Below are 19,304 nucleotides of genomic sequence, written 5' to 3'. Positions count from 1 at the left end.
AAATCCCAGGAGGCACCCATGGCAATCGCCTATTCACCCGGTAAGTCGACGGAGTCGGCTGCAGTCGCGGTCACCACCGTCGCAGTACTGCTCCTAGCAATGCTCGCCCTCTACCTGGTCGGATTCGACCAGGGCGCTATCTCCCGCAGCGGCATGTACATGCACGAACTCATGCATGACGGTCGGCACCTGCTGGGACTGCCGTGCCACTAGAGACAATCACCGAGACCTTCAAGACCCTCCTTGTTCGTGGCCTGCTGGCCGGCCTGATCGCCGGGCTGATCGCGGGCGCCGTGGCGTTCACGCTCGGCGAGCCGCACGTACAGGCCGCGATCGCGCTCGAGGAATCAGCCGCCGCGGTGGAAGAGTCGGATCACCATGCGGGCGGGTCCGCCCCTGACCATGGCCACGGATCGGAAGCGGCTGAGCCCGAAGGTCATTCACACGGTGAGGACGCCCTGGTGAGCCGCACCGGCCAGCGCGTGGGCCTGTTTCTGGCCGCAGGTCTGGCGGGACTCGCGTTCGGCGCCATCTTCGCGGTCGTGGTGCACCATGCACGCCGGTTCACCGCGATGACGGGAACCCTCCTCACCATCGTGGTGGCTGGACTCGGTTGGCTCGCAATCGAAGCCGTACCGTTCTTCAAGTACCCGGCCAATCCACCGGCCGTCGGCGACCCCGACACGATCAACGAGCGGACACTGTTGTGGCTCGCATCGGTCACTCTCGGACTGCTCTCGGTCGCCGCAGCGGTGTACGTGGGACGGCTACTGAAGAACCAGCAGCTGGTGACGGTCCGGGCGGCCGGGCAGATCGCCGCGTTCCTCGGCGTGGTCGCGATCGGGTACGCCGTGCTTCCCAGCATCGACGAGGTGGGCGAGGACTTCCCCGCGACCCTGCTGTGGCAGTTCCGGATCTCGTCTCTCGCGACGCAGGCCTCGTTGTGGCTGGCGCTGGGACTGGCGTTCGCGTTCCTGACGGAACGCGCCCACCGCCGCGGGATCAGCTAGCTCAGATCGCGCACGAATCGTCAGTGCAGCCCTCGGCCTCACCGCCGAGGGCTGCACTGCTTTCGCCCTCCACGTGGTCGTGCGCCTGACGCAAAAACTCCGCGAATACGTCCTGGGGCTGCGCGCCCGAGACCGCGAGCCGCCGGTTGGCGACGAAGAACGGCACCCCCGTCACCTGTAGCTGCCGAGCCGTATCGATGTCCGCACGCACCAGGTCGGCAGCCGCGTCACCGTCGAGCGCGGCGGCGACCTCCTCGGCGTCGAGCCCGACGCTCGCGGCCACGTCGACGAGGACAGCCCGGTCGTCGATCACCCTGCCCTCGGTGAAGTGAGCACGGAACAGCGCTTCCAGCAGTGCGTTCCGATGTTCGCCGGCCAGATGCAGCAACCGGTGCGCGTCGAACGTGTTCGCCGCAATCACCGTGTCGAAGTCCATGTCGAGACCGTCCGCGGCGGCCGTATTCGCGACGTGCGCGAACATCTGCCGCACCTGATCAGCTGGCATGCCCTTCTGCTCAACCAGCGCCGCGAGCTCGGTACGGCGCGCGCCCACCGGGGTGTCGGGGGCGAGTTGGTAGGAGCGCCACACCACCGACACGCGGTCACGGTGCGGGAATTCGGCAAGCGCCGCTGCGAAGCGGTGCTTGCCGATATAGCACCAGGGGCATGCGATATCCGACCACACCTCGATCTCGACGACGGGTGCGGACGGCGGTACGGAGGAAGCCTCGGTCTGGGTAGTCACACAGCATTCGAACACACCCGGATCCGCGGATGTTCCCGTCCGCTACCCGCGGCTGACTTCCTGACGGAGGAGGCGCTTGAGTACCCGGCCGCCGAGGTTGCGCGGTAGTCCTTTGGAGATCACGAGCCGCTCGGGGACCGTCGCGGGGTCGACACCCCGAGCCACGAGGTGCTCGACCAGCTGTTCCAGGCTCAGCATCTGTCCGGGGCGGCACACCACGACCGCGACGATGCGCTCGCCGACTTCATCGTCGGGACACCCGACGACTGCCGCCTCGGCGACCGCCGGAAGTTCGGCGATCAGGCTCTCCCTGTGCACGGAACTCACGGTGACACCGTTCCGGACGATCACATCGGCCGCCCGATCGAAGAATCGGAGGTACTCACCCTGTTCGCCCGCGATGACGAACAGGTCGCCGGTCATCAGACGGCCGTCCGAGTCGAACGGGTCCGGGTTCCGCGCCGGGTTCAGGTAGCCGGAGAACACCGTCGGTCCCTTGATGCGCAGCTCGCCGGGAACGTCCGGCACACCGATCTCCGCACCAGTCCGAAGATCGACCAATCCCAGCTCGGTGCCGGGGCGGGCCATCCTCGGGAAGCAGGCGCCGCTGCCCGCAAACTCCGACGCGGACACGGGCTCACCGACGAGGCTGACCCCCTCGATGGACCCGAAGTGGCTGACGACCTCGAGCCCATACCGCTCGAGCCAGTTCTGGACGGTCGGGGACGGCAACGGAGCCGCCGAAGTCAAGATCCGGGTCAGGGTGGACAGATCGAGCCCCGGGCCGTCTCGCAACTCGATCGCCGCCAAGGCGGCCGGACTGGCAGCGGTGTAGGTGACCTTCTCCTCGGCGATCTGACGCAGGAAGGAGCCCAGATCGAACGGCTCGTGCTGGACCAGAACGGCGCCGGTGACGAGCCACGGCAGCAACATCCCGGTGATCCCTGCGGCCGTCATCATCGGGAAGGGGTTGAGCAGCACGTCCTCAGCGGTGAGCCGGGACGCGTCAACGACGATGCGAGCCAGGCTCAAAGACTCGTAGTGGGCATACGGCACTCCCTTCGAAGCACCCTCGGTCCCGGCCGTCCAGGAGATCGCCAGGCAGTCATTGGGATCGACCCGGTGGGCAGCGGTGTACGCGGCCACCGCGACCGTGTCGGTTGCCGTCGGGGCCGAGTGACCGAGCCGGACGACACCGTCCGGCACTCCCACCCCGTAGCTCAGCACCACCCGGAGCGTAGAGATCTCGGACCGGACCGACGCGATGCGGTCCGCGGCGGCGAGGTGGCCGATCCGACCCGCGGTGACGAAAGCACTGACACACAACTCGTCACAGGCGTCGATGATTGCATCGCCCTGCACTTGCACCGGAAGTGGCGAGACGATGGCACCTATCCGCCAGGACGCGAGGAAAACGACGACCTGCTCCACGGTGTTCGGCAGTTGCACGCCGATCACGTCACCGGCGCGGACGCCAGCGGTGAGCAGAATCGCTGCCAGTCGATCGACCTCGGCGTCCAGTTCCGCCCACGTGAGCCGAACCGGCAGCGCATCAACGTGTTCCGCCTTGTTGACCGGGTCGACGATCGCCAGCTGTGAGCCGCGTTCGCGTACCCGGTCGACCAGCAGTTGCTGCACGGTCTCACGCGTCCAGGCACCCGACTCTGTGTACTCGTTGATCCGGACCTGGGGGTGAATCTTCAGGCTCCCCATGTGGCCTCCCTTCTGGAGATCCGACGCCCCGGCTCGTCATCACTTCAGTTAGCAGTGTGATCTACATCACTATAGATATCACGTCGAATATCTGTTTCGAAAGTGGGCCCCCATTCGGGTCCCCTCGAGACGGATTTCACGTGCCGGGCAGCACCCGAAAAGCCTCGGCGGCGACGGCGATGGACACCGAGACGGGCCGACTACGAGCCGATCACGATCTCTCGTGCCTGCAACGGCTGCGCGCACTCACTACAGACCAGGCGCGGGGCGAACGAGCCCCGGCAGGAGCGGTGCCAGAACAGCAGTGCATCACCCTCCGGCGCACGGAACCACCACTGCCCCCACGCCATCATCCCGACGACCACCGGAAAGAAGTTCCAGCCCTTCTCGGTCAGGTGATAAGTGACGCGGTCGGAGCGCTCAGGCGCCGACTCCGCCCGAAACACGCCCAATCCGGTGAATGTACGCAGCCGGTCCGCGACGATCGCTGTCGACGCACCCATGCGTTCTTCGAATTCGCGGTAGCGAGTGGCCCCGAGGAAGGCCACCCCCAGCATCGCCGCCGACCACCGATTCCCCAGCAGCTCCATCGTGTGGGGCAGATGCGCCGGCAGTCGCGCGGCAGATCCGGATCGTCGCCGGCTCGACGCCGCCGGAATGCTCCGCGAACCGGCGCCGCTCGGACCCAGCCGCACGACGACGTCGTCCCGCGCCGCCGGTTCACAACAGTGCGCACACACCAGAATCGGGGTGAACTCCGACCCGCAGGCCTTGTGCCGCACCACCATCCGTGATGCCAGCCCGTCCGGGCCCCAACGCTTCTCCCACGACCACATCGCCATCAGGATCGGCCACACCGCCCTGCCCCGGTCGGTCAGCACGTACTGGTATCGCACGGGCGACTGCACGAGCCTGACGCGCTCGAACAGCCCGGCCTCCGTCAGCCGGGCGAGGCGCCCGGTCAGAACCGAATTCGATATCGGCCCACGGCTGAGCCAGTCGCTGTAGCGGCAGGTGCCGCGCAAGGCCTCGGCCAGGATCCACAGGTTCCACTCGTCACCCAGAATGCCCAGAGTGATCGCAACGGCGTTGTCGCCGCCCGGTTCCAGCACATCACCGGCCTCTGATGTCCCCACGGCCAGCACCCCCTCGTCCTCGCGGGGAGTATTCCATGACCTTCTCCCCTCGATACGTGACAGTAGATGTCACGTATCGAGGGGAGTGTGGTACTTGCACGCAACAACGTCGCCGAGAGGAATCACGATGACAACACCCGCCGATCCCCGACCGCTCTACCGTCAGGCGCTGCACTGGACCGCGTCCGTCATGGCGGCGGTCCGTACCGACCAATGGAGCAATCCGACACCGTGCAGCGAGTTCGACGCACGCACACTGGCCGGGCATCTGGTCGCAACCGTTGACCGGGTCCGAGTCATCGGCGAGGGCGGAGATCCGCTGAGTGTAGCCCTCGTCGCCGACGGCATCCCGGACAATGCGCTGAGCCAGTCCTATCGGCAAGCCGCGCACCGCCTCGGGGAGATCTGGGACGACGACGCCATCCTCGACGAAGTCCTCACCGCGCCCTGGGGACGGATCTCCGGCCGCGAGGCCGTGTGGGCCTATCCGAACGAAACCCTGGTTCACGGTTGGGATCTGGCCGTAGCAACCGGCCAGAGGTCGGAGGCAGACCCCGAACTGGCTGAGACGATGCTGGTCGCCGCCTACGAAGCCATCCCCGAAACGCCACGCGGGCAACACATCCCGTTCGACGCCGTGGTGCGCCCACGAGACGACGCCGGCCCCACCGAAAGGCTCGCAAACTGGTCGGGTCGCGACAGCACACTGTGGTTGAACCGGCAGCCGAGCTGACGTGCGGAACACGACACCAGACCGCGCGAAGGGGCGGCCTTCCGGTCAGGGAAGGCCGCCCCTTCGTCAGTTCGATCGGACGGTGCTACTCGGCCGAGGTGTTGTCGCTCTCGGTGGCCTTGGCCATGTCGATCGGCAGTGAGTCAGGAACCGTGACCGGCTTCGGGCTGCCATGGAACGTGAACTTCGCGTTCTCGCCGGCACCCTCGCCGTCCCAGCCTTCGACGTCGACCAATACGATCTGACCCGCGCCCAGCTCGTTGAAGAGGATCTTCTCCGACAGCTGGTCCTCGATCTCCCGCTGGATGGTGCGGCGCAGCGGACGCGCGCCCAGCACTGGATCGAAGCCACGCTTCGCGAGCAGCGCCTTCGCCTGCTCGGTCAGCTCGATGCCCATGTCCTTGTTCTTCAACTGAACCTCGACGCGACCGATCATCAGATCCACCATCTGGATGATCTCGTCGCGCGAGAGCTGATGGAAGACGATGATGTCGTCGATGCGGTTGAGGAACTCGGGGCGGAAGTGCTTCTTGAGCTCGTCGTTGACCTTGAGCTTCATCCGCTCGTAGTTCGACTCGCTGCCACTGCCCTGGGTGAAGCCCAGACCCACGGCCTTCGAGATGTCCGAGGTACCGAGGTTGGAGGTGAAGATCAGCACGGTGTTCTTGAAATCGACCGTACGCCCCTGACCGTCGGTGAGACGGCCGTCCTCGAGCACCTGCAGGAGCGTGTTGTAGATCTCCTGATGTGCCTTCTCGATCTCGTCGAAAAGGACCACCGAGAACGGCTTGCGACGCACCTTCTCGGTGAGCTGGCCGCCCTCTTCATACCCGACGTAGCCGGGAGGCGCGCCGAACAGACGCGACGCGGTGAACCGGTCGTGGAACTCGCCCATATCGATCTGAATGAGGGCATCGTCGTCGCCGAACAGGAAGTTCGCGAGCGCCTTGGACAGCTCGGTCTTACCGACTCCGGACGGACCGGCGAAGATGAACGAACCGGACGGGCGCTTCGGATCCTTGAGACCCGCGCGGGTGCGGCGAATCGCCTTGGAAACGGCCCTGACGGCGTCCTCCTGGCCGATGATCCGCTTGTGCAGCTCTTCCTCCATGCGGAGCAGACGCGTGGTCTCCTCCTCGGTGAGCTTGAAGACCGGGATACCGGTCCAGTTGCCCAGCACCTCGGCGATCTGCTCGTCGTCGACCTCGGCGATGACGTCCAGATCACCGGATCGCCACTGCTTCTCCCGCTCGGCACGCTGCGCGACGAGGGTCTTCTCCTTGTCACGCAGGTTTGCGGCCTTCTCGAAGTCCTGCGCGTCGATCGCGGACTCCTTCTCGCGGCGCGCGTCGGCGATCTTGTCATCGAACTCGCGCAGGTCCGGCGGCGCGGTCATCCGACGGATGCGCATTCGGGCGCCCGCCTCGTCGATGAGGTCGATAGCCTTGTCCGGCAGGAAGCGGTCGTTGATGTAGCGGTCGGCCAGCGTGGCCGCCGCGACGAGCGCGCTGTCGGTGATCGAGACGCGGTGGTGCGCCTCGTAGCGGTCGCGCAGACCCTTGAGGATCTCGATGGTGTGCTCGACCGTCGGCTCACCGACCTGGACCGGCTGGAACCGGCGCTCGAGGGCGGCGTCCTTCTCGATGTACTTGCGGTACTCGTCGAGCGTGGTGGCGCCGATGGTCTGCAGCTCGCCACGGGCCAGCTTCGGCTTGAGGATCGAGGCCGCGTCGATCGCGCCCTCGGCCGCGCCCGCACCGACGAGTGTGTGCAGCTCGTCGATGAACAGGATGATGTCGCCGCGGGTGTTGATCTCCTTGAGCACCTTCTTCAGGCGCTCCTCGAAGTCGCCGCGGTAGCGGCTGCCGGCGACGAGTGAACCAAGGTCCAGCGTGTAGAGCTGCTTGTCCTTGAGGGTCTCCGGGACCTCGCCGTTGACGATGGCCTGCGCCAGGCCCTCGACGACGGCGGTCTTGCCGACACCCGGCTCACCGATCAGGACGGGGTTGTTCTTGGTTCGGCGACTCAGCACCTGCATGACGCGCTCGATTTCCTTCGAGCGGCCGATGACCGGGTCGAGCTTGCCCTCGAGAGCTGCCTGGGTGAGGTTGCGGCCGAACTGGTCGAGGACCAGCGACGTCGACGGGGTGCCCGCCTCGCCGCGGCTGCTGCCCGCCTCGGCCGGCTCCTTGCCCTGGTAGCCCGAAAGCAGCTGGATCACCTGCTGGCGGACACGGTTGAGGTCGGCGCCGAGCTTGACGAGTACCTGGGCCGCGACGCCCTCGCCCTCACGGATAAGGCCGAGCAGGATGTGCTCGGTGCCGATGTAGTTGTGGCCGAGCTGCAGCGCCTCGCGCAGGCTGAGCTCGAGGACCTTCTTGGCACGCGGAGTGAACGGAATGTGGCCGGACGGGGCCTGCTGGCCCTGGCCGATGATCTCCTCGACCTGGCTGCGGACACCTTCGAGGGAGATACCCAACGACTCCAGCGACTTCGCCGCCACACCCTCACCCTCGTGGATGAGACCGAGCAGGATGTGTTCCGTGCCGATGTAGTTGTGGTTGAGCATCCTGGCCTCTTCTTGCGCCAGGACAACAACGCGCCGCGCGCGATCGGTGAACCTCTCGAACATCGCTCTCCCTCACACTTTCCGGCGGTCCAGGTCAGAGGCCCCGCTTGTCACAGTGTCTCGTACCTTCCCGCCGCGTTTCGCTCCGGCACAACAGGCTGACGGCCTCCGGAACCGACGAAGGTTCCACGACCCCACCTCATACTCTAGTGGGCGACCACTAGAGCTACCGCTCCTCCACCCGTGAAAGGCGTGGAGCGGACCTATTCGAGGTTTTCAACGTCGCAGGTCGCGGAATCGTTTCCCGCAAGCTGTACGCCGGGAGCGAACACCTTCGCCGGGCCTCCCGGTATGCGAAATCACCGCAGGGAAATCACGGATTGGGGCCGGCGAAGGCGTCCGCCAGGGTGCGGCCGAGCAATCGGCCCGCTTCCTCAGCGGATCTTCGGCCCGCAAGGACCTCTTCGTTGGCAGCGCGGGCAAGTCCGTGGATCATCGCGTACATCCATTCGGGGGGAAGGTCCGCACGGAGTTCGCCCCGCTCGGCAGCATCGGTGAGCCATTCGAGAAGCGGCTCGCCGGCCGTCGGATGACGCAGTGGCGCATCAGCGATCGCGCCGGGACGGTTGTCGAGGAACCGATAGCGCTCACCTACTCGAATAATCCCGGGGCCGAGACGGTGAAAGACCGCGGCCGCCGCAGCGTCCGGCGTGATCGCCGCTCTGACGATGGCTCTCTGCTCGTCGACAACGAGATCGACGAGCGCTTGCATGAGGTGCTCGCGCGTAGGGAAGTGCCGGTAGACGGTGGTTCGTCCCACACCGGACTGTGCGGCGATCTGCTGCATGCTCGCCTCCGGATCGGCCGCCAGCATTCGGATGGCAGCAGCGATCACGGCGTCCCGGTTGCGTTGAGCGTCCGAGCGCAGTGCGTGTTCTGTCGTGTTCGTGCCAGTAGCGTCACCCACCCAGCAAATGGTACAACATGTTCTAATTGGAACACGGTGTTCCATTTAATGGGAGGATTCGCCATGGGCAATGCCGAACTGATGACCCAGACCTACCCGTCGAGGCGGCGACGGCGGTCCGCCCTGATCGCGGTGGCGTCGGGTGTGGTGATGGTCAGCCTCGACGGCACCGTCGTCCACATCGCCAACCCGACGATCAGCCGCGACCTCGGCTCCTCACTGACCGGTCTGCAATGGGTGACCAACGGCTATCTACTCGCGCTGGCGGTGACGATGATCGTCGGCGGAAAGCTCGGCGACAGGTTCGGTCGCCGCCGGATTTTCGTCATCGGGGTCATCGGGTTCGCGCTCGCTTCCCTGGGATGCGGTCTGTCGCCGACGACGCCGGCGCTGATCACCTTCCGCGTGCTGCAGGGGCTCGCCGGCGCAATGCTGGTACCGAACACCCTCGCAATCTTGAGATCGACCTTTCCTCCCGCCGAATTGAACCGTGCCATCGGGACGTGGGGTGCGGCGTCGGCGTTCGCGGCCGCCGCCGGTCCCATCGTCGGCGGGCTGCTGGTCGAGTACTTGTCGTGGTCGGCGATCTTTCTGCTGAATGTGCCGATCGGACTGATCGCCGCTGCCGCGGCAGTTCGGTGGGTGGACGAGAGCCGCGCCCCTGACCGCGCCGGCAGGATCGACACGGTCGGTGCCGGCGTTCTCGCGGCGGCGTTGTTCGCGGTGGTGTGGACACTGACGGGCGCGCGCAGCAGCGGCTGGGCGTCCGCGCATGTCGCCGCAAGCGCGGTCACGGCCCTGGTGCTGCTGGCGGTATTCGTGGCTCGGCAGCACCGCGGTCCCGAACCACTCGTCCCGCTGTCGCTGTTTCGTTCCCGCACGCTGTCGGTCGGAGTCGTCCTGCTCGTCAGCGGGAATCTTGCGCTGTACGGGGTGCTGTTCTCCATCGGTCTCTACATGCAGAACGTGCACGGCTATTCGCCGCTGGAGACCGGCGTTCGCTTGCTTCCGCTGATGGTGGTGTTCACCGTCAGCTCTCCGCTCGGCGGAATCCTGACCGAGAAGTTGGGGTGTCGTTGGCCGTTGGCACTGGGGATGACGCTTCTTGCGGTCAGCTTCGCCGGGCTCGCCAGCCTGTCGGCGCATTCCTCCTACAACGAACAGTGGCCCTGGTTGACCCTGCTCGGCTCTGGCATGGGGATCATCGTCGTCGCCGCGACCGAGGCCATCGTCGGCACCGCACCTGTCGAGCACAGCGGCGTCGCCGGGGGCCTGCAGACGACCGCAAGCCAGCTCGGTGGAGTACTCGGCACAGCGGTGTTCGGAACAGTGATCGCGACGATCGTCGCTCGAACACTGCCGTCCGAACTTCACGGTGCAGACGTTCCCGATGAGATTTCGGAACAGGTCGTCGCGCAAGCCGGACTCGTCGAACAGGGAATTGCTCCCGTTACCGCACAGATGAACGACACGACAGCGGCGGCGGTCACCCGCGGAACCGAACTCGCATTCATGTCCGGAATGCAGGCGGTCATGTGGATCGGAGCCGGCATCGCGCTCGCCAGTGCAGTGCTGGCGTTGCTGATCCAGCCGAACAGCACACGGACGGCGACCGAGACGACGGAAGCGGCATGAAGAAGATGCGGCCGATCATTCAGCACATCAATGAACTGTCCTTCGCCCATTGCCTTTCCCCGTCCGAGGACGCGCCCGAGGCCTCCGAGGACCATAGCGGGGCCCACTTCGACGACATCGATCTCGCCAATCTTCGTGCCGAGGGCACGCATTTCACTCAGGTCGTCTTCACCGACGTCAACTTCTCCGATGGACATCTGGCCCGATCACATTTCAACGAAGTCTGGATCCATCAAGCCCAGTTGATCGGTACCGATCTGGCCGAAACCCGGTGGATCGACTCCCAGATCGGCACCAGCGTGCTCGCCGGCACCGCGCTGTTCGACACCGAAATCTTTCGAGTGACCTTCGTCGGCTGCAAATTGACTGGCGTCAACCTTCGCGGCGCGGAACTGCGCGATGTGTCCTTCGTGGACTGTGCACTTCGGGAAATCGATCTATCCGATACGAAGATGACCGACGTCACGTTTCCAGGGTCGACCGTGGATGACGTACGGCTGGACAAAGCCAGACTGCACAATGTCGACCTCCGTGACGCGCGCGCAATCGGTGTCGCGAGCGGCTACGACTCTCTGACCGGGATGATCATCAGCCCTCATCAACTTCTGGACCTGGCACACGAATTCGCCCTCGCGCTCGGAGTCACGGTGTCCGCGGATGAACCATCCGTGTGAGGTCGGCGACCGCAGATCGCCCGGCAACGTGTGTCAGTGCTCACTCGCCTGATCGCGGAGCCGGAACAACCGAGCCGACCGGACCCGCCCCGATGCACAGTGCCAGACCTGGCGTCATCGGCCGCACACGCAGCGTGTCACCGGCCCCGAACAATCGAACGAACGCGTGGTTGAGCCCGGCCTGGACCGGAACGGTGACCGGGTCCGTGACCTCGCGCCCGTCACCGAACCCGACCTCGATCTTCCCGTCGGCGCTTGCAAGGTAGGTGAGCTGCGCCGTCCACTCCCAGTCGATCAGCGGACCGTCGAGCGGGATCTCGGCGGCGCCGCCCTCGACAAGGTATCCGCAACCGGGCACCGGTCCCTGACCGATGTTGCGGGCCGGTGCGACGGCAGCGGGGACGAGCCTTCCTGAGTCGTCGAGCAGTTGCAGGTAGTTCGTGGACCGAGCGAACTCTGGACGCTCACGCAGTGGGCCGAAGATGCCGCTGGCCATGTTGTGCGGATACGCGACGGGCAACAGCACCCAGATCGACACCGGCTGGTCGAGCAGCGGGGTGTTTCGGTTCGCGGCCAGCGACTCCCGCACATTCGCGAGGTAGTCGACGGTGGGGCTCTCCCGCCACCGTTGGACGAACGTGACCGTCGACCACATGCTGCTCACAAAGAAGAGTGCGGTCAGCCCCGCCACTAGCACGGGCTGCGGCTGCGGGAGGACACGTGCACCGGGCCGCCGCGGTGCGTGCGCGATCAGCGCCCAGCCGATCGCGATCACGACCGCGCTGTCTGCGACGTACCGGAGCGTCTGTGCCAATTCGTAGGCGGTGTCCGGGCCGGACCGGGTCGACACCATCGCCGCCTCCGACGCCGCGATGTACGCCACCATCGACAGCCACACCGCTCCGGTGCGGCGTTTGCGGATCAGCGACCACGCAAGGGCAGCGAGAACCGCGGCCCACCCGAGGACAGCCAGCGCGATCGGAGGCGTCGCCCACGGCGGGCTCGGTGACCACCGCTCCCACGCCCAAGGCCCGCCGAGCAGTGTCGGCACCAGGCCCAGTGACGTGCCGTGGTGGACGAGCCCGGCGGTCTGCGCCGCGCTCGGGACATTGAACCGGGACTCGGTGAAGGCCGGATACGCCACCGTCCACACCGCGGTGACGACCACCAGCGGAATCCACAGCGCCCGCCCGCCACGCACCGCGGAGCGGATCGGACTCTCGATTCCGTCGACGTGGTTCAGCAGGACGACGGTCATGCACGCGACTATCGGCACCAGCACCGATTTCTCGAAGAACGCGAACGACAACGCGGCCACGATCGCGCCGGAGACCGCGAACCTGATCCGCGCGGTGCGCTGCAGCCGGATCGCGTCGCCCGCCACCCACGCAATGGCGATCTGCATCGGCAGCGAGTTCAGGCCCGCCGCCCACCATTGGAACGACGGCAGGGTCAGCGGTGAGAACAGATAGAAGGCGAACGGCAGCAGCAGCGCCGGACGGGGACCCAGCAGCAGCCACAGCACCCGCAGCACCGCGAGCGACGCCAGAAGCTGCAGAAGAATCAGCATGAGCGCCGGCACCACCCAGCTCAGCGGTGCCACCGTAGTCGCGAACCAGGCGGCCAGAAACGCGGCGGGCATGAAATGGCCGTCGTGGTCGTAGAACAGGAACTCCCCCGACAATGCCGGGTATTGCCCCGAGCGGCTGATCAGGATCAGGTCGTCCCAGTAGAAGTCGCCCGAGAACGCGACCCCGGCGCGCACCACCGACTGCACCGCGACAAGGGCGACGGCAAGGGTGAGGACCTGCCGTGACGTCGGCGTCCACCATCGATTCCGGGTGGGGTTCGCGGACGCGATCGCATCGTCCGCCCCTGTCTCCGGAACCGCTCGCACCCGCACACTCCTTCCCACCAGCCGCATCGCCGGAGCGGGAACCCGCCCGCGTATCCGATGTGATCGAGAGGGTCCGCGTGAGGGCTGGGTACTGCTGATCAGCCCCCGTGATCGGCGCGACGAACTGGCATGGAACCGGACGGGGATCGACCCGGGTCCGAGGCGTTGAGCAGATACGCCGCGGATACCGGCTCCGTGGCCAGGGCCACCTGCTCACCGTAGTCGGAGGTGCACCCGTCCCGCACGACGATGTCGGTCGCCGCTCGGCCGCATTTCCGCCAATCCCGGAAATCAGCCAGGGCAACTCGTCGAATGCACCGTAGGTGAGCGAGAAGACGCAATATCCTTCGCGCCCCAGTAAGGGGACATTGGTTACCCAATTGTCCTGGCGGTTGCCTTGCCATGGGAGGGTTGTCACCAGTTCCGTGTGCGCGGACGGCCGGATTTGGATGCCACTCGGTCGGTTTACCCGACCAGTCGTTCGACCCCGGCGCCAACCCGCCCGGATTGCCCAATTCCAGGGGTATTCCCGCAAGGAAGTTGTCGGACACCGGATGTACGCCGCCGGCCGCCGACAGTGCGGCGATGCAAACCTAAACACATTACAGAAAGCACCGCGCCGGAGAAAATCGCTTCAGCTGCACACCGCGGACACTGGCCGCGGGATTTACAGGCGCGCCCGGATCGTCAAAGCCGCAACGACGTCGAAGCTTTGTCCGGGCGCGCCCCGACCCACTCAGTGAGCCTTGTTGTATGCCTCGGAGATCTCCGCCGAGATGCGTCCGCGAGAGGACACTGCGAATCCGTTACGACGTGCCCATTCCCGAATGGCCGCACTCTGCTCGCGGTCCACAGCCACACGCGAGGTCGAACCGCTCGCTGCGCCCTTGACCGCACGACGACGATTCGTCACCTTGCGGGCATGTGAAACCCACACATCGAGTTGCTCACGCAGTTTCGCAGCATTCTCGGACGATAGATCGATCTCGTACAGAACCCCGTCCAGTCCGAACTCGACAGTTTCGTCGGCAGTGGCATCCTGATCGACGTCGTCGATCAGCGTAACAGTGACCTTCTTTGCCATGGGTTCTATTCCTTCCGAATGACGCGATGTTCATCAGACTCGATGAGCCTTACTCGGTAACTCGAATGCAATAGTACCCCGAAATCACCGATTACGATGACACGGCATTAACCGCAATAAAACGGCCGGTCAGCGGGCACTCGGCCGGACAATTGGGAACAAGATGGTTTCCCGGATTCCCAATCCGGTCAGCGCCATGAGCAGACGGTCGATTCCCATACCGGTACCGGTCGTCGGCGGCATTCCCTGTTCCATCGCCGCAAGGAACTCCTCGTCCAGGACCATCGCCTCGTCGTCCCCCGCAGACGCAAGACGCGCTTGGTCGACGAACCGCTCGCGCTGGATCACCGGATCCACCAGTTCGGAATACCCTGTCGCGAGCTCGAATCCGCGAACGTACAGATCCCACTTCTCCGTCACACCCGGCTGACTGCGATGCTGGCGGGTCAGGGGCGAGGTCTCGACCGGGAAATTCCGCACGAAGGTGGGCCCGTACAGCTGGTCACCGCACTGGTGCTCCCACAGCTCCTCGACAAGCTTGCCGTGACCGTACCCCTTGTCCTTGGGCACCTCGAGTCCGACCTTCGCCGCCAGCTCCAGAAGCTCGTCGACAGTGGTGTCGGGTGTGACCGTCACGCCGATGGCTTCGGACAGCGACGGATACATCTCCATCGTCTTCCATTCGCCACTGAGGTCGTACTCGCTGCCGTCGGCGAGCGTGACGACCTGTGTACCGAATGCCGCCTGCGCGACTTCCTGGACGAGTTCGCGGATCATCTTCGCGGAATCGTCGTAAGTGCCGTATGCCTCGTATGTCTCGAGCATCGCGAACTCCGGCGAATGCGTCGAATCGACGCCCTCGTTGCGGAAGTTCCTGTTGATCTCGAAGACCTTCTCGATTCCTCCGACGACGCAGCGCTTGAGGAACAACTCGGGCGCGATGCGCAGGTACAGATCGATGTCGAGTGCATTGGAGTGCGTCACGAACGGACGGGCCGCGGCACCGCCGTGCAGGGTCTGCAGCATCGGGGTCTCGACCTCGAGGAATCCGCGGCGCTCGAGCGCATTGCGCAGCTCCCTGACCACGGCCACGCGCTTGCGCGCGTTCTCCCGGGCCTCGGGACGCACGATGAGGTCCGCGTAGCGCTGGCGGACGCGGGACTCCTCGCTCATCTCCTTGTGCGCGACCGGCAGCGGACGCAGCGACTTGGCCGCCATCTGCCACGCGTCTGCCATCACGCTGAGTTCACCGCGGCGAGAGCTGATCACCTCACCGTGCACGAACACGAAGTCGCCGAGGTCGATGTCCGACTTCCAGGCCGCCAGCGCGTCCGCGCCGACGTTCGCGAGGCTGAGCATCGCCTGCAGTTGAGTGCCGTCGCCCTCCTGCAGCGTCGCGAAGCAGAGCTTGCCGGTATTTCGCACGAAGATGACACGGCCGACGACGCCAACCTGCTCGCCGGTGCTCGAGTCGGGCTCGAGATCGGGGTACTTGGCGCGGACCTCCGCGAGGCTGTGAGTGCGCGGCACCGCCACCGGATACGGCTCCTGCCCCTGGGCGAGCAGACGCTCCCGCTTCTCCCGGCGGATCCGGAGCTGCTCGGGGGTGTCGTCGACTGGCTGGGCTGGTGCTTCACTCACGGGGTACAAGACTATAGGGCGGTGTCCTCCGTGCGTGTTGCCGGTAGCACGACAGCCCTCGTAACCCTATACGACGTCGCGAGAGGTAGCCGAATGTCACACGCGTTCAGTCGAACTGAACCAGTGCGACATTCGGCCGAAGTGAAGTCAGTGTGCCGATACCGTCGCTAGTTCGCGGGAGCAATGACGCTCACCCATGAGCGCGCCGAGCAGACCGGCCGCCTTGATCGCCGCATAGCCGCCGACCAGATCGGTCGCCCTGTGCAGTCCGAGCTGCCGCAGCGACGCCGCCGCCAGGCTCGAGGTATAGCCCTCGGAGCAGACGACGACCCACTCGACGTCGTGATCGACCGCGAGCGCCAGGTGTGCACTGCTCGTGGGATCCAGGCGCCATTCGAGGACGTTGCGCTCGATCGCGAGCGCACCGGGCAACGTGCCCTCGAGCGCGCGCTGGGCCTGCGGACGAATGTCCACGAAGATCGCACCGCGGCGATGCGCCTCGATCAGTTCGAAAACGTACATCCGGTCGATCTGGGAACGAGCGTCGTCGAGCATCTGGTCGATGGTCACTTGGAGCCCCCTTCGGGCAGGTCGGTCAGCTCGGTACGAGTGCGGCGCAGTGCGCCATGCGCGGTGACCTCGTAGTAGGACATGGCGGTGAGCGGCGGCGAGTACGCGTGCACGCTCAGCGTGGGTTCGGTGGTAGCAGTGACGGGACCCGGTGCACGCATCATGTCGTGCACCCATCCGAGCGGGAACGACGCCTGATCGCCGGCCTCGAGTGTGCGACGACGCAGCTCGCTGCCGGACCAGCGGTATTCCTCGAGGCTGCCACTGAGCACCGTCAGAGCGCCGAAAGAGCCCGCGTGATCATGTAATTCGGTGGCCTCGCCGGGTACCCAGCTGATCAACCAGACATCGACATCGTCGTCGGTGTAGAGACGGGCCGACCACCGCTCGCTCGTCGGGAACGCACCCGGCAGCAGCTGGTCGTGCCGGCCCTCGAGGACGTCGGCGGCACCCTGGTCGGTGATGCACAACAGATCTGCAGGACGCAGCCGAGTGGGCAATGCGGAATCGAGGCGTCGGGCACCGCGATCAGAGGTGGACGTGAAAACGTCACGAGAATATGCAGAGAGCATGAGTCGAGCTCCAGGAAGTGAAATTGGTCAAGGCAGCGTTCAGCCTCGACAACACTCCTGGGCACTCATGCAACGGAACACGTCGAACATCCTGACACAACATCGCCGTCAAGGAAAGCCCACCGGCATGACGCCGATTACCCGTCGGCGACTCGGCGCGATGCCCCGCGGCGAGCAAGATTGCGCTCGTACACCAGTCGCAGGCCCTCGAGGGTCAGGTCCGGCTCGTGATGCTCGACGGTCGCGCATTCCGGCATGATCAGCGGCGCAGTGTCACCCGTGGCGATCACCGCGACGTCGGAACCGCCGAATGCCGCGAGCTCCCGGCGCACCCGTCCGACCAGCCCGTCGACCAGACCCGCGAACCCGAACACGGCACCGGCCTGCATGCACTCGACAGTGTTCTTGCCCACCACCGATCGCGGCCGCACCAGTTCCACCTTGCGTAGTGCAGCGGACTGGGAGGCCAAGGCATCCGTGGAGATCTCGAGCCCCGGCGCGATCGCTCCGCCGAGGAATTCTCCCTTCGCGGAAACGACGTCGACACACGTCGAGGTTCCGAAGTCGACGACGATACAAGCACCGTCGTAGAGATGGTGCGCGGCAAGACTGTTGACGATCCGGTCCGCACCCACCTCCTTCGGGTTGTCCACCAGCAGCGGCACACCGGTCCGGACGCCGGGTTCTACTACGACGTGCGGCACGTGTTTCCAGTAACGGTCCAGCATCACCCGGATCTCACGGAGCACCGACGGCACCGTCGACAGCGCCGAAACGCCGGTGATCTCGTCGACGTGCGCACCGAGCAGGCCCCGGAATGTCAGCGCCAACTCGTCCGCGGTCATCCGCGCGTCGGTGCGCATCCTCCAGTCCTGCACCAACTTCGAGTGCGAACCGCTGCCCGTGAAGAGCCCGAGAACAATGTTGGTGTTCCGGACATCGACGGTGAGGAGCATCGCTACACCAGGCTGGAGAGCATCCGTGGGGTGATCAGCCCGGATCCCTCGGGCGCGTACGCCGGATCCGAACCGAGCTCCACCGGCTTGTTGTCACCGTCGACGAATACCACGCGCGGGGCGTAATCGCGGCACTCCTGCTCGTCCATCACGCCATAGGCGATCAGGATCACCAAGTCACCCGGATTGACCAGATGCGCTGCCGCACCGTTGATCCCGATCACGCCGGTGCCACGCTCTCCGGTGATGACGTACGTCTCGAGGCGGGCGCCGTTGTCGATGTCGACGATCGTGACCTGCTCGCCCTCGAGCAGATCGGCCGCCTCCATCAGATCCTGATCGACGGTCACCGATCCCACGTAGTGCAGGTCCGCGTGTGTGACCGTGGCGCGGTGAATCTTCGACTTCATCATGGTGCGCAGCATCTTCGGGGCCCTTCGGTTTCTAGTGGGAGAGGAGGTCGTCGATGGCAGCAGAGCCGTCGGAGTCGCCGGTGTCTCTTTCGAGGAATCCGGTTCCCACCGCGACGCCGACGTTGTCGATCAGCCGGGTGGTTCCGATGCGCGCGGCTACGAGCAGCCGGCCGTCGCCGCGCTCGGGCGCCGGCCCCAGATCGACGCCACGCACCTCCAGATATTCCACCTCGACGCCAGGCGCCGCCGCGAGCACCTCCCTGGCAGTCGCCAGGATTGCCTCCGCGCCGCCGGCGGCCGCATGCGCGCCAGCCACGAGAGACGCCGACAGGACCGTTGCCAGTTCACGCTGCTCGGCATCGAGGTAGCGGTTACGCGAGGACAGCGCCAGGCCGTCGCGCTCACGCACAGTCGGCACACCGATGATCCGGACGTCGAAGTTGAGGTCGCGGACCATCTGGCGGATCAGCGTGAGCTGCTGATAGTCCTTCTCGCCGAAGAACGCCGCGTTGGGGGCAGCGATCTGCAGGAGCTTCGCGACAACGGTGAGCATCCCTTCGAAGTGCGTCGGCCTACTTCTGCCATCGAGATCGGCGCCCAGCGGACCCGGGAGCACTGTGGTCCGCATGCCATTCGGGTACATCGCGGCCGCGGTGGGCGCGAACACCAGCTCGACGCCTTCGGCGCGCAGCAGTTCGAGGTCCGCGTCGAGCGTGCGCGGGTACGCGTCGAGGTCCTCGTTCGCGGCGAACTGGAGCGGATTGACGAAGATCGACACGATCACGACCGCACCGGTCAGTTTCGCCTGCCGGACCAGCTCGATGTGCCCCGCATGCAGAGCCCCCATCGTGGGGACCAGCGCGACCTGACGGCCGACCCCGCGCAACGCCTTCGACACCCGCGTCACGATCGCGGGGTCGTGGTGCACGGTCAGTTCGCCGCGCTTGTACCCGCCCTGCAGTGCAGACGCTTCGGTCACAGTGCCCATC

Annotated in this window: 18 protein-coding genes and 1 pseudogene; 5 read left to right on the top strand and 14 right to left on the bottom strand. The window is 65.7% G+C overall.

What is annotated here, in order from left to right; translation table 11 throughout:
* The first annotated feature begins 18 nt into the window (after positions 1 to 18).
* Both ERC79_RS14780 and ERC79_RS14775 read left to right on the top strand, forming a co-directional pair.
* A complete protein-coding gene (locus ERC79_RS14780; protein ID WP_131579195.1) occupies positions 19 to 213 on the top strand; it encodes a CbtB-domain containing protein in 195 nt (64 codons plus the stop codon).
* On the top strand, positions 204 to 1,010 hold the full coding sequence (locus ERC79_RS14775; protein ID WP_131579194.1) for a CbtA family protein: 807 nt from the start codon (positions 204 to 206) through the stop codon (positions 1,008 to 1,010). Before ERC79_RS14780 ends, ERC79_RS14775 begins: the two co-directional genes overlap by 10 nt.
* Before the next feature lies 1 nt (position 1,011).
* Here ERC79_RS14775 and ERC79_RS14770 read toward each other — a convergent pair whose 3' ends face one another.
* The 3 genes from ERC79_RS14770 to ERC79_RS14760 all read right to left on the bottom strand — a co-directional run bounded on the left by ERC79_RS14770 (position 1,012) and on the right by ERC79_RS14760 (position 4,604).
* Positions 1,012 to 1,755, bottom strand: coding sequence for a DsbA family oxidoreductase (locus tag ERC79_RS14770; RefSeq protein WP_242676577.1), 744 nt, complete (start codon positions 1,753 to 1,755; stop codon positions 1,012 to 1,014).
* A gap of 42 nt (positions 1,756 to 1,797) precedes the next feature.
* Positions 1,798 to 3,468 carry a class I adenylate-forming enzyme family protein gene (locus ERC79_RS14765; protein ID WP_131579192.1) on the bottom strand — a complete coding sequence of 557 codons (1,671 nt, stop codon included), beginning with the start codon at positions 3,466 to 3,468 and terminating at the stop codon, positions 1,798 to 1,800.
* A 200-nt stretch (positions 3,469 to 3,668) separates the two neighbouring features.
* A complete protein-coding gene (locus ERC79_RS14760) occupies positions 3,669 to 4,604 on the bottom strand; it encodes a helix-turn-helix domain-containing protein (RefSeq protein WP_207390334.1) in 936 nt (311 codons plus the stop codon).
* Positions 4,605 to 4,731: 127 nt separating this feature from the next.
* On the opposite strand from ERC79_RS14760, the gene ERC79_RS14755 reads away from it, so the two are divergent.
* The gene (locus ERC79_RS14755) at positions 4,732 to 5,337 is read left to right on the top strand and encodes a TIGR03086 family metal-binding protein (RefSeq protein WP_131579191.1); all 606 of its coding nucleotides are present in this window, start codon (positions 4,732 to 4,734) and stop codon (positions 5,335 to 5,337) included.
* A gap of 85 nt (positions 5,338 to 5,422) precedes the next feature.
* On the opposite strand, the gene ERC79_RS14750 is transcribed toward ERC79_RS14755, so the two are convergent.
* Both ERC79_RS14750 and ERC79_RS14745 read right to left on the bottom strand, forming a co-directional pair.
* Positions 5,423 to 7,969 carry an ATP-dependent Clp protease ATP-binding subunit gene (locus ERC79_RS14750; RefSeq protein ID WP_131579190.1) on the bottom strand — a complete coding sequence of 849 codons (2,547 nt, stop codon included), beginning with the start codon at positions 7,967 to 7,969 and terminating at the stop codon, positions 5,423 to 5,425.
* A 310-nt stretch (positions 7,970 to 8,279) separates the two neighbouring features.
* Positions 8,280 to 8,873 (bottom strand): TetR/AcrR family transcriptional regulator, encoded by a 594-nt coding sequence (locus ERC79_RS14745; RefSeq protein ID WP_165497134.1) that lies wholly within the window; start codon positions 8,871 to 8,873, stop codon positions 8,280 to 8,282.
* 63 nt (positions 8,874 to 8,936) lie between these two features.
* On the opposite strand from ERC79_RS14745, the gene ERC79_RS14740 reads away from it, so the two are divergent.
* Both ERC79_RS14740 and ERC79_RS14735 read left to right on the top strand, forming a co-directional pair.
* A complete protein-coding gene (locus ERC79_RS14740) occupies positions 8,937 to 10,508 on the top strand; it encodes an MFS transporter (protein ID WP_207390333.1) in 1,572 nt (523 codons plus the stop codon).
* Positions 10,505 to 11,182 (top strand): pentapeptide repeat-containing protein, encoded by a 678-nt coding sequence (locus tag ERC79_RS14735; RefSeq protein ID WP_131579188.1) that lies wholly within the window; start codon positions 10,505 to 10,507, stop codon positions 11,180 to 11,182. The genes ERC79_RS14740 and ERC79_RS14735 overlap by 4 nt, the downstream gene beginning before the upstream one ends.
* A gap of 40 nt (positions 11,183 to 11,222) precedes the next feature.
* Here ERC79_RS14735 and ERC79_RS14730 read toward each other — a convergent pair whose 3' ends face one another.
* The 9 genes and pseudogenes from ERC79_RS14730 to panC all read right to left on the bottom strand — a co-directional run bounded on the left by ERC79_RS14730 (position 11,223) and on the right by panC (position 19,303).
* The gene (locus ERC79_RS14730; protein WP_131579187.1) at positions 11,223 to 13,079 is read right to left on the bottom strand and encodes a hypothetical protein; all 1,857 of its coding nucleotides are present in this window, start codon (positions 13,077 to 13,079) and stop codon (positions 11,223 to 11,225) included.
* A gap of 274 nt (positions 13,080 to 13,353) precedes the next feature.
* Positions 13,354 to 13,657, bottom strand: a pseudogene (locus ERC79_RS23515) (lipase); the annotation flags it as partial.
* 158 nt (positions 13,658 to 13,815) lie between these two features.
* Positions 13,816 to 14,163, bottom strand: coding sequence for an Lsr2 family protein (locus ERC79_RS14720; RefSeq protein WP_131579186.1), 348 nt, complete (start codon positions 14,161 to 14,163; stop codon positions 13,816 to 13,818).
* A 129-nt stretch (positions 14,164 to 14,292) separates the two neighbouring features.
* Positions 14,293 to 15,804 carry a lysine--tRNA ligase gene (gene lysS, locus ERC79_RS14715; RefSeq protein ID WP_131579185.1) on the bottom strand — a complete coding sequence of 504 codons (1,512 nt, stop codon included), beginning with the start codon at positions 15,802 to 15,804 and terminating at the stop codon, positions 14,293 to 14,295.
* 147 nt (positions 15,805 to 15,951) lie between these two features.
* Positions 15,952 to 16,374, bottom strand: a complete 423-nt coding sequence (locus tag ERC79_RS14710) for a rhodanese-like domain-containing protein (protein ID WP_131579184.1) — start codon at positions 16,372 to 16,374, stop codon at positions 15,952 to 15,954.
* A complete protein-coding gene (locus ERC79_RS14705) occupies positions 16,371 to 16,946 on the bottom strand; it encodes a cysteine dioxygenase family protein (protein ID WP_131579183.1) in 576 nt (191 codons plus the stop codon). The genes ERC79_RS14710 and ERC79_RS14705 overlap by 4 nt, the downstream gene beginning before the upstream one ends.
* Positions 16,947 to 17,083: 137 nt before the next feature.
* Positions 17,084 to 17,902 carry a type III pantothenate kinase gene (locus tag ERC79_RS14700; protein ID WP_131579182.1) on the bottom strand — a complete coding sequence of 273 codons (819 nt, stop codon included), beginning with the start codon at positions 17,900 to 17,902 and terminating at the stop codon, positions 17,084 to 17,086.
* 2 nt (positions 17,903 to 17,904) lie between these two features.
* Complete coding sequence (gene panD / locus ERC79_RS14695; RefSeq protein ID WP_131579181.1) at positions 17,905 to 18,327, bottom strand: aspartate 1-decarboxylase; 423 nt, start codon at positions 18,325 to 18,327, stop codon at positions 17,905 to 17,907.
* 19 nt (positions 18,328 to 18,346) lie between these two features.
* Positions 18,347 to 19,303 (bottom strand): pantoate--beta-alanine ligase, encoded by a 957-nt coding sequence (panC, locus tag ERC79_RS14690; RefSeq protein WP_131579180.1) that lies wholly within the window; start codon positions 19,301 to 19,303, stop codon positions 18,347 to 18,349.
* Position 19,304: the final 1 nt, after the last annotated feature.

The sequence above is a fragment of the Rhodococcus sp. ABRD24 genome (assembly GCF_004328705.1).
Lineage (GTDB): Bacteria > Actinomycetota > Actinomycetes > Mycobacteriales > Mycobacteriaceae > Prescottella.
This window is presented reverse-complemented; position numbering and strand designations above follow the sequence as displayed.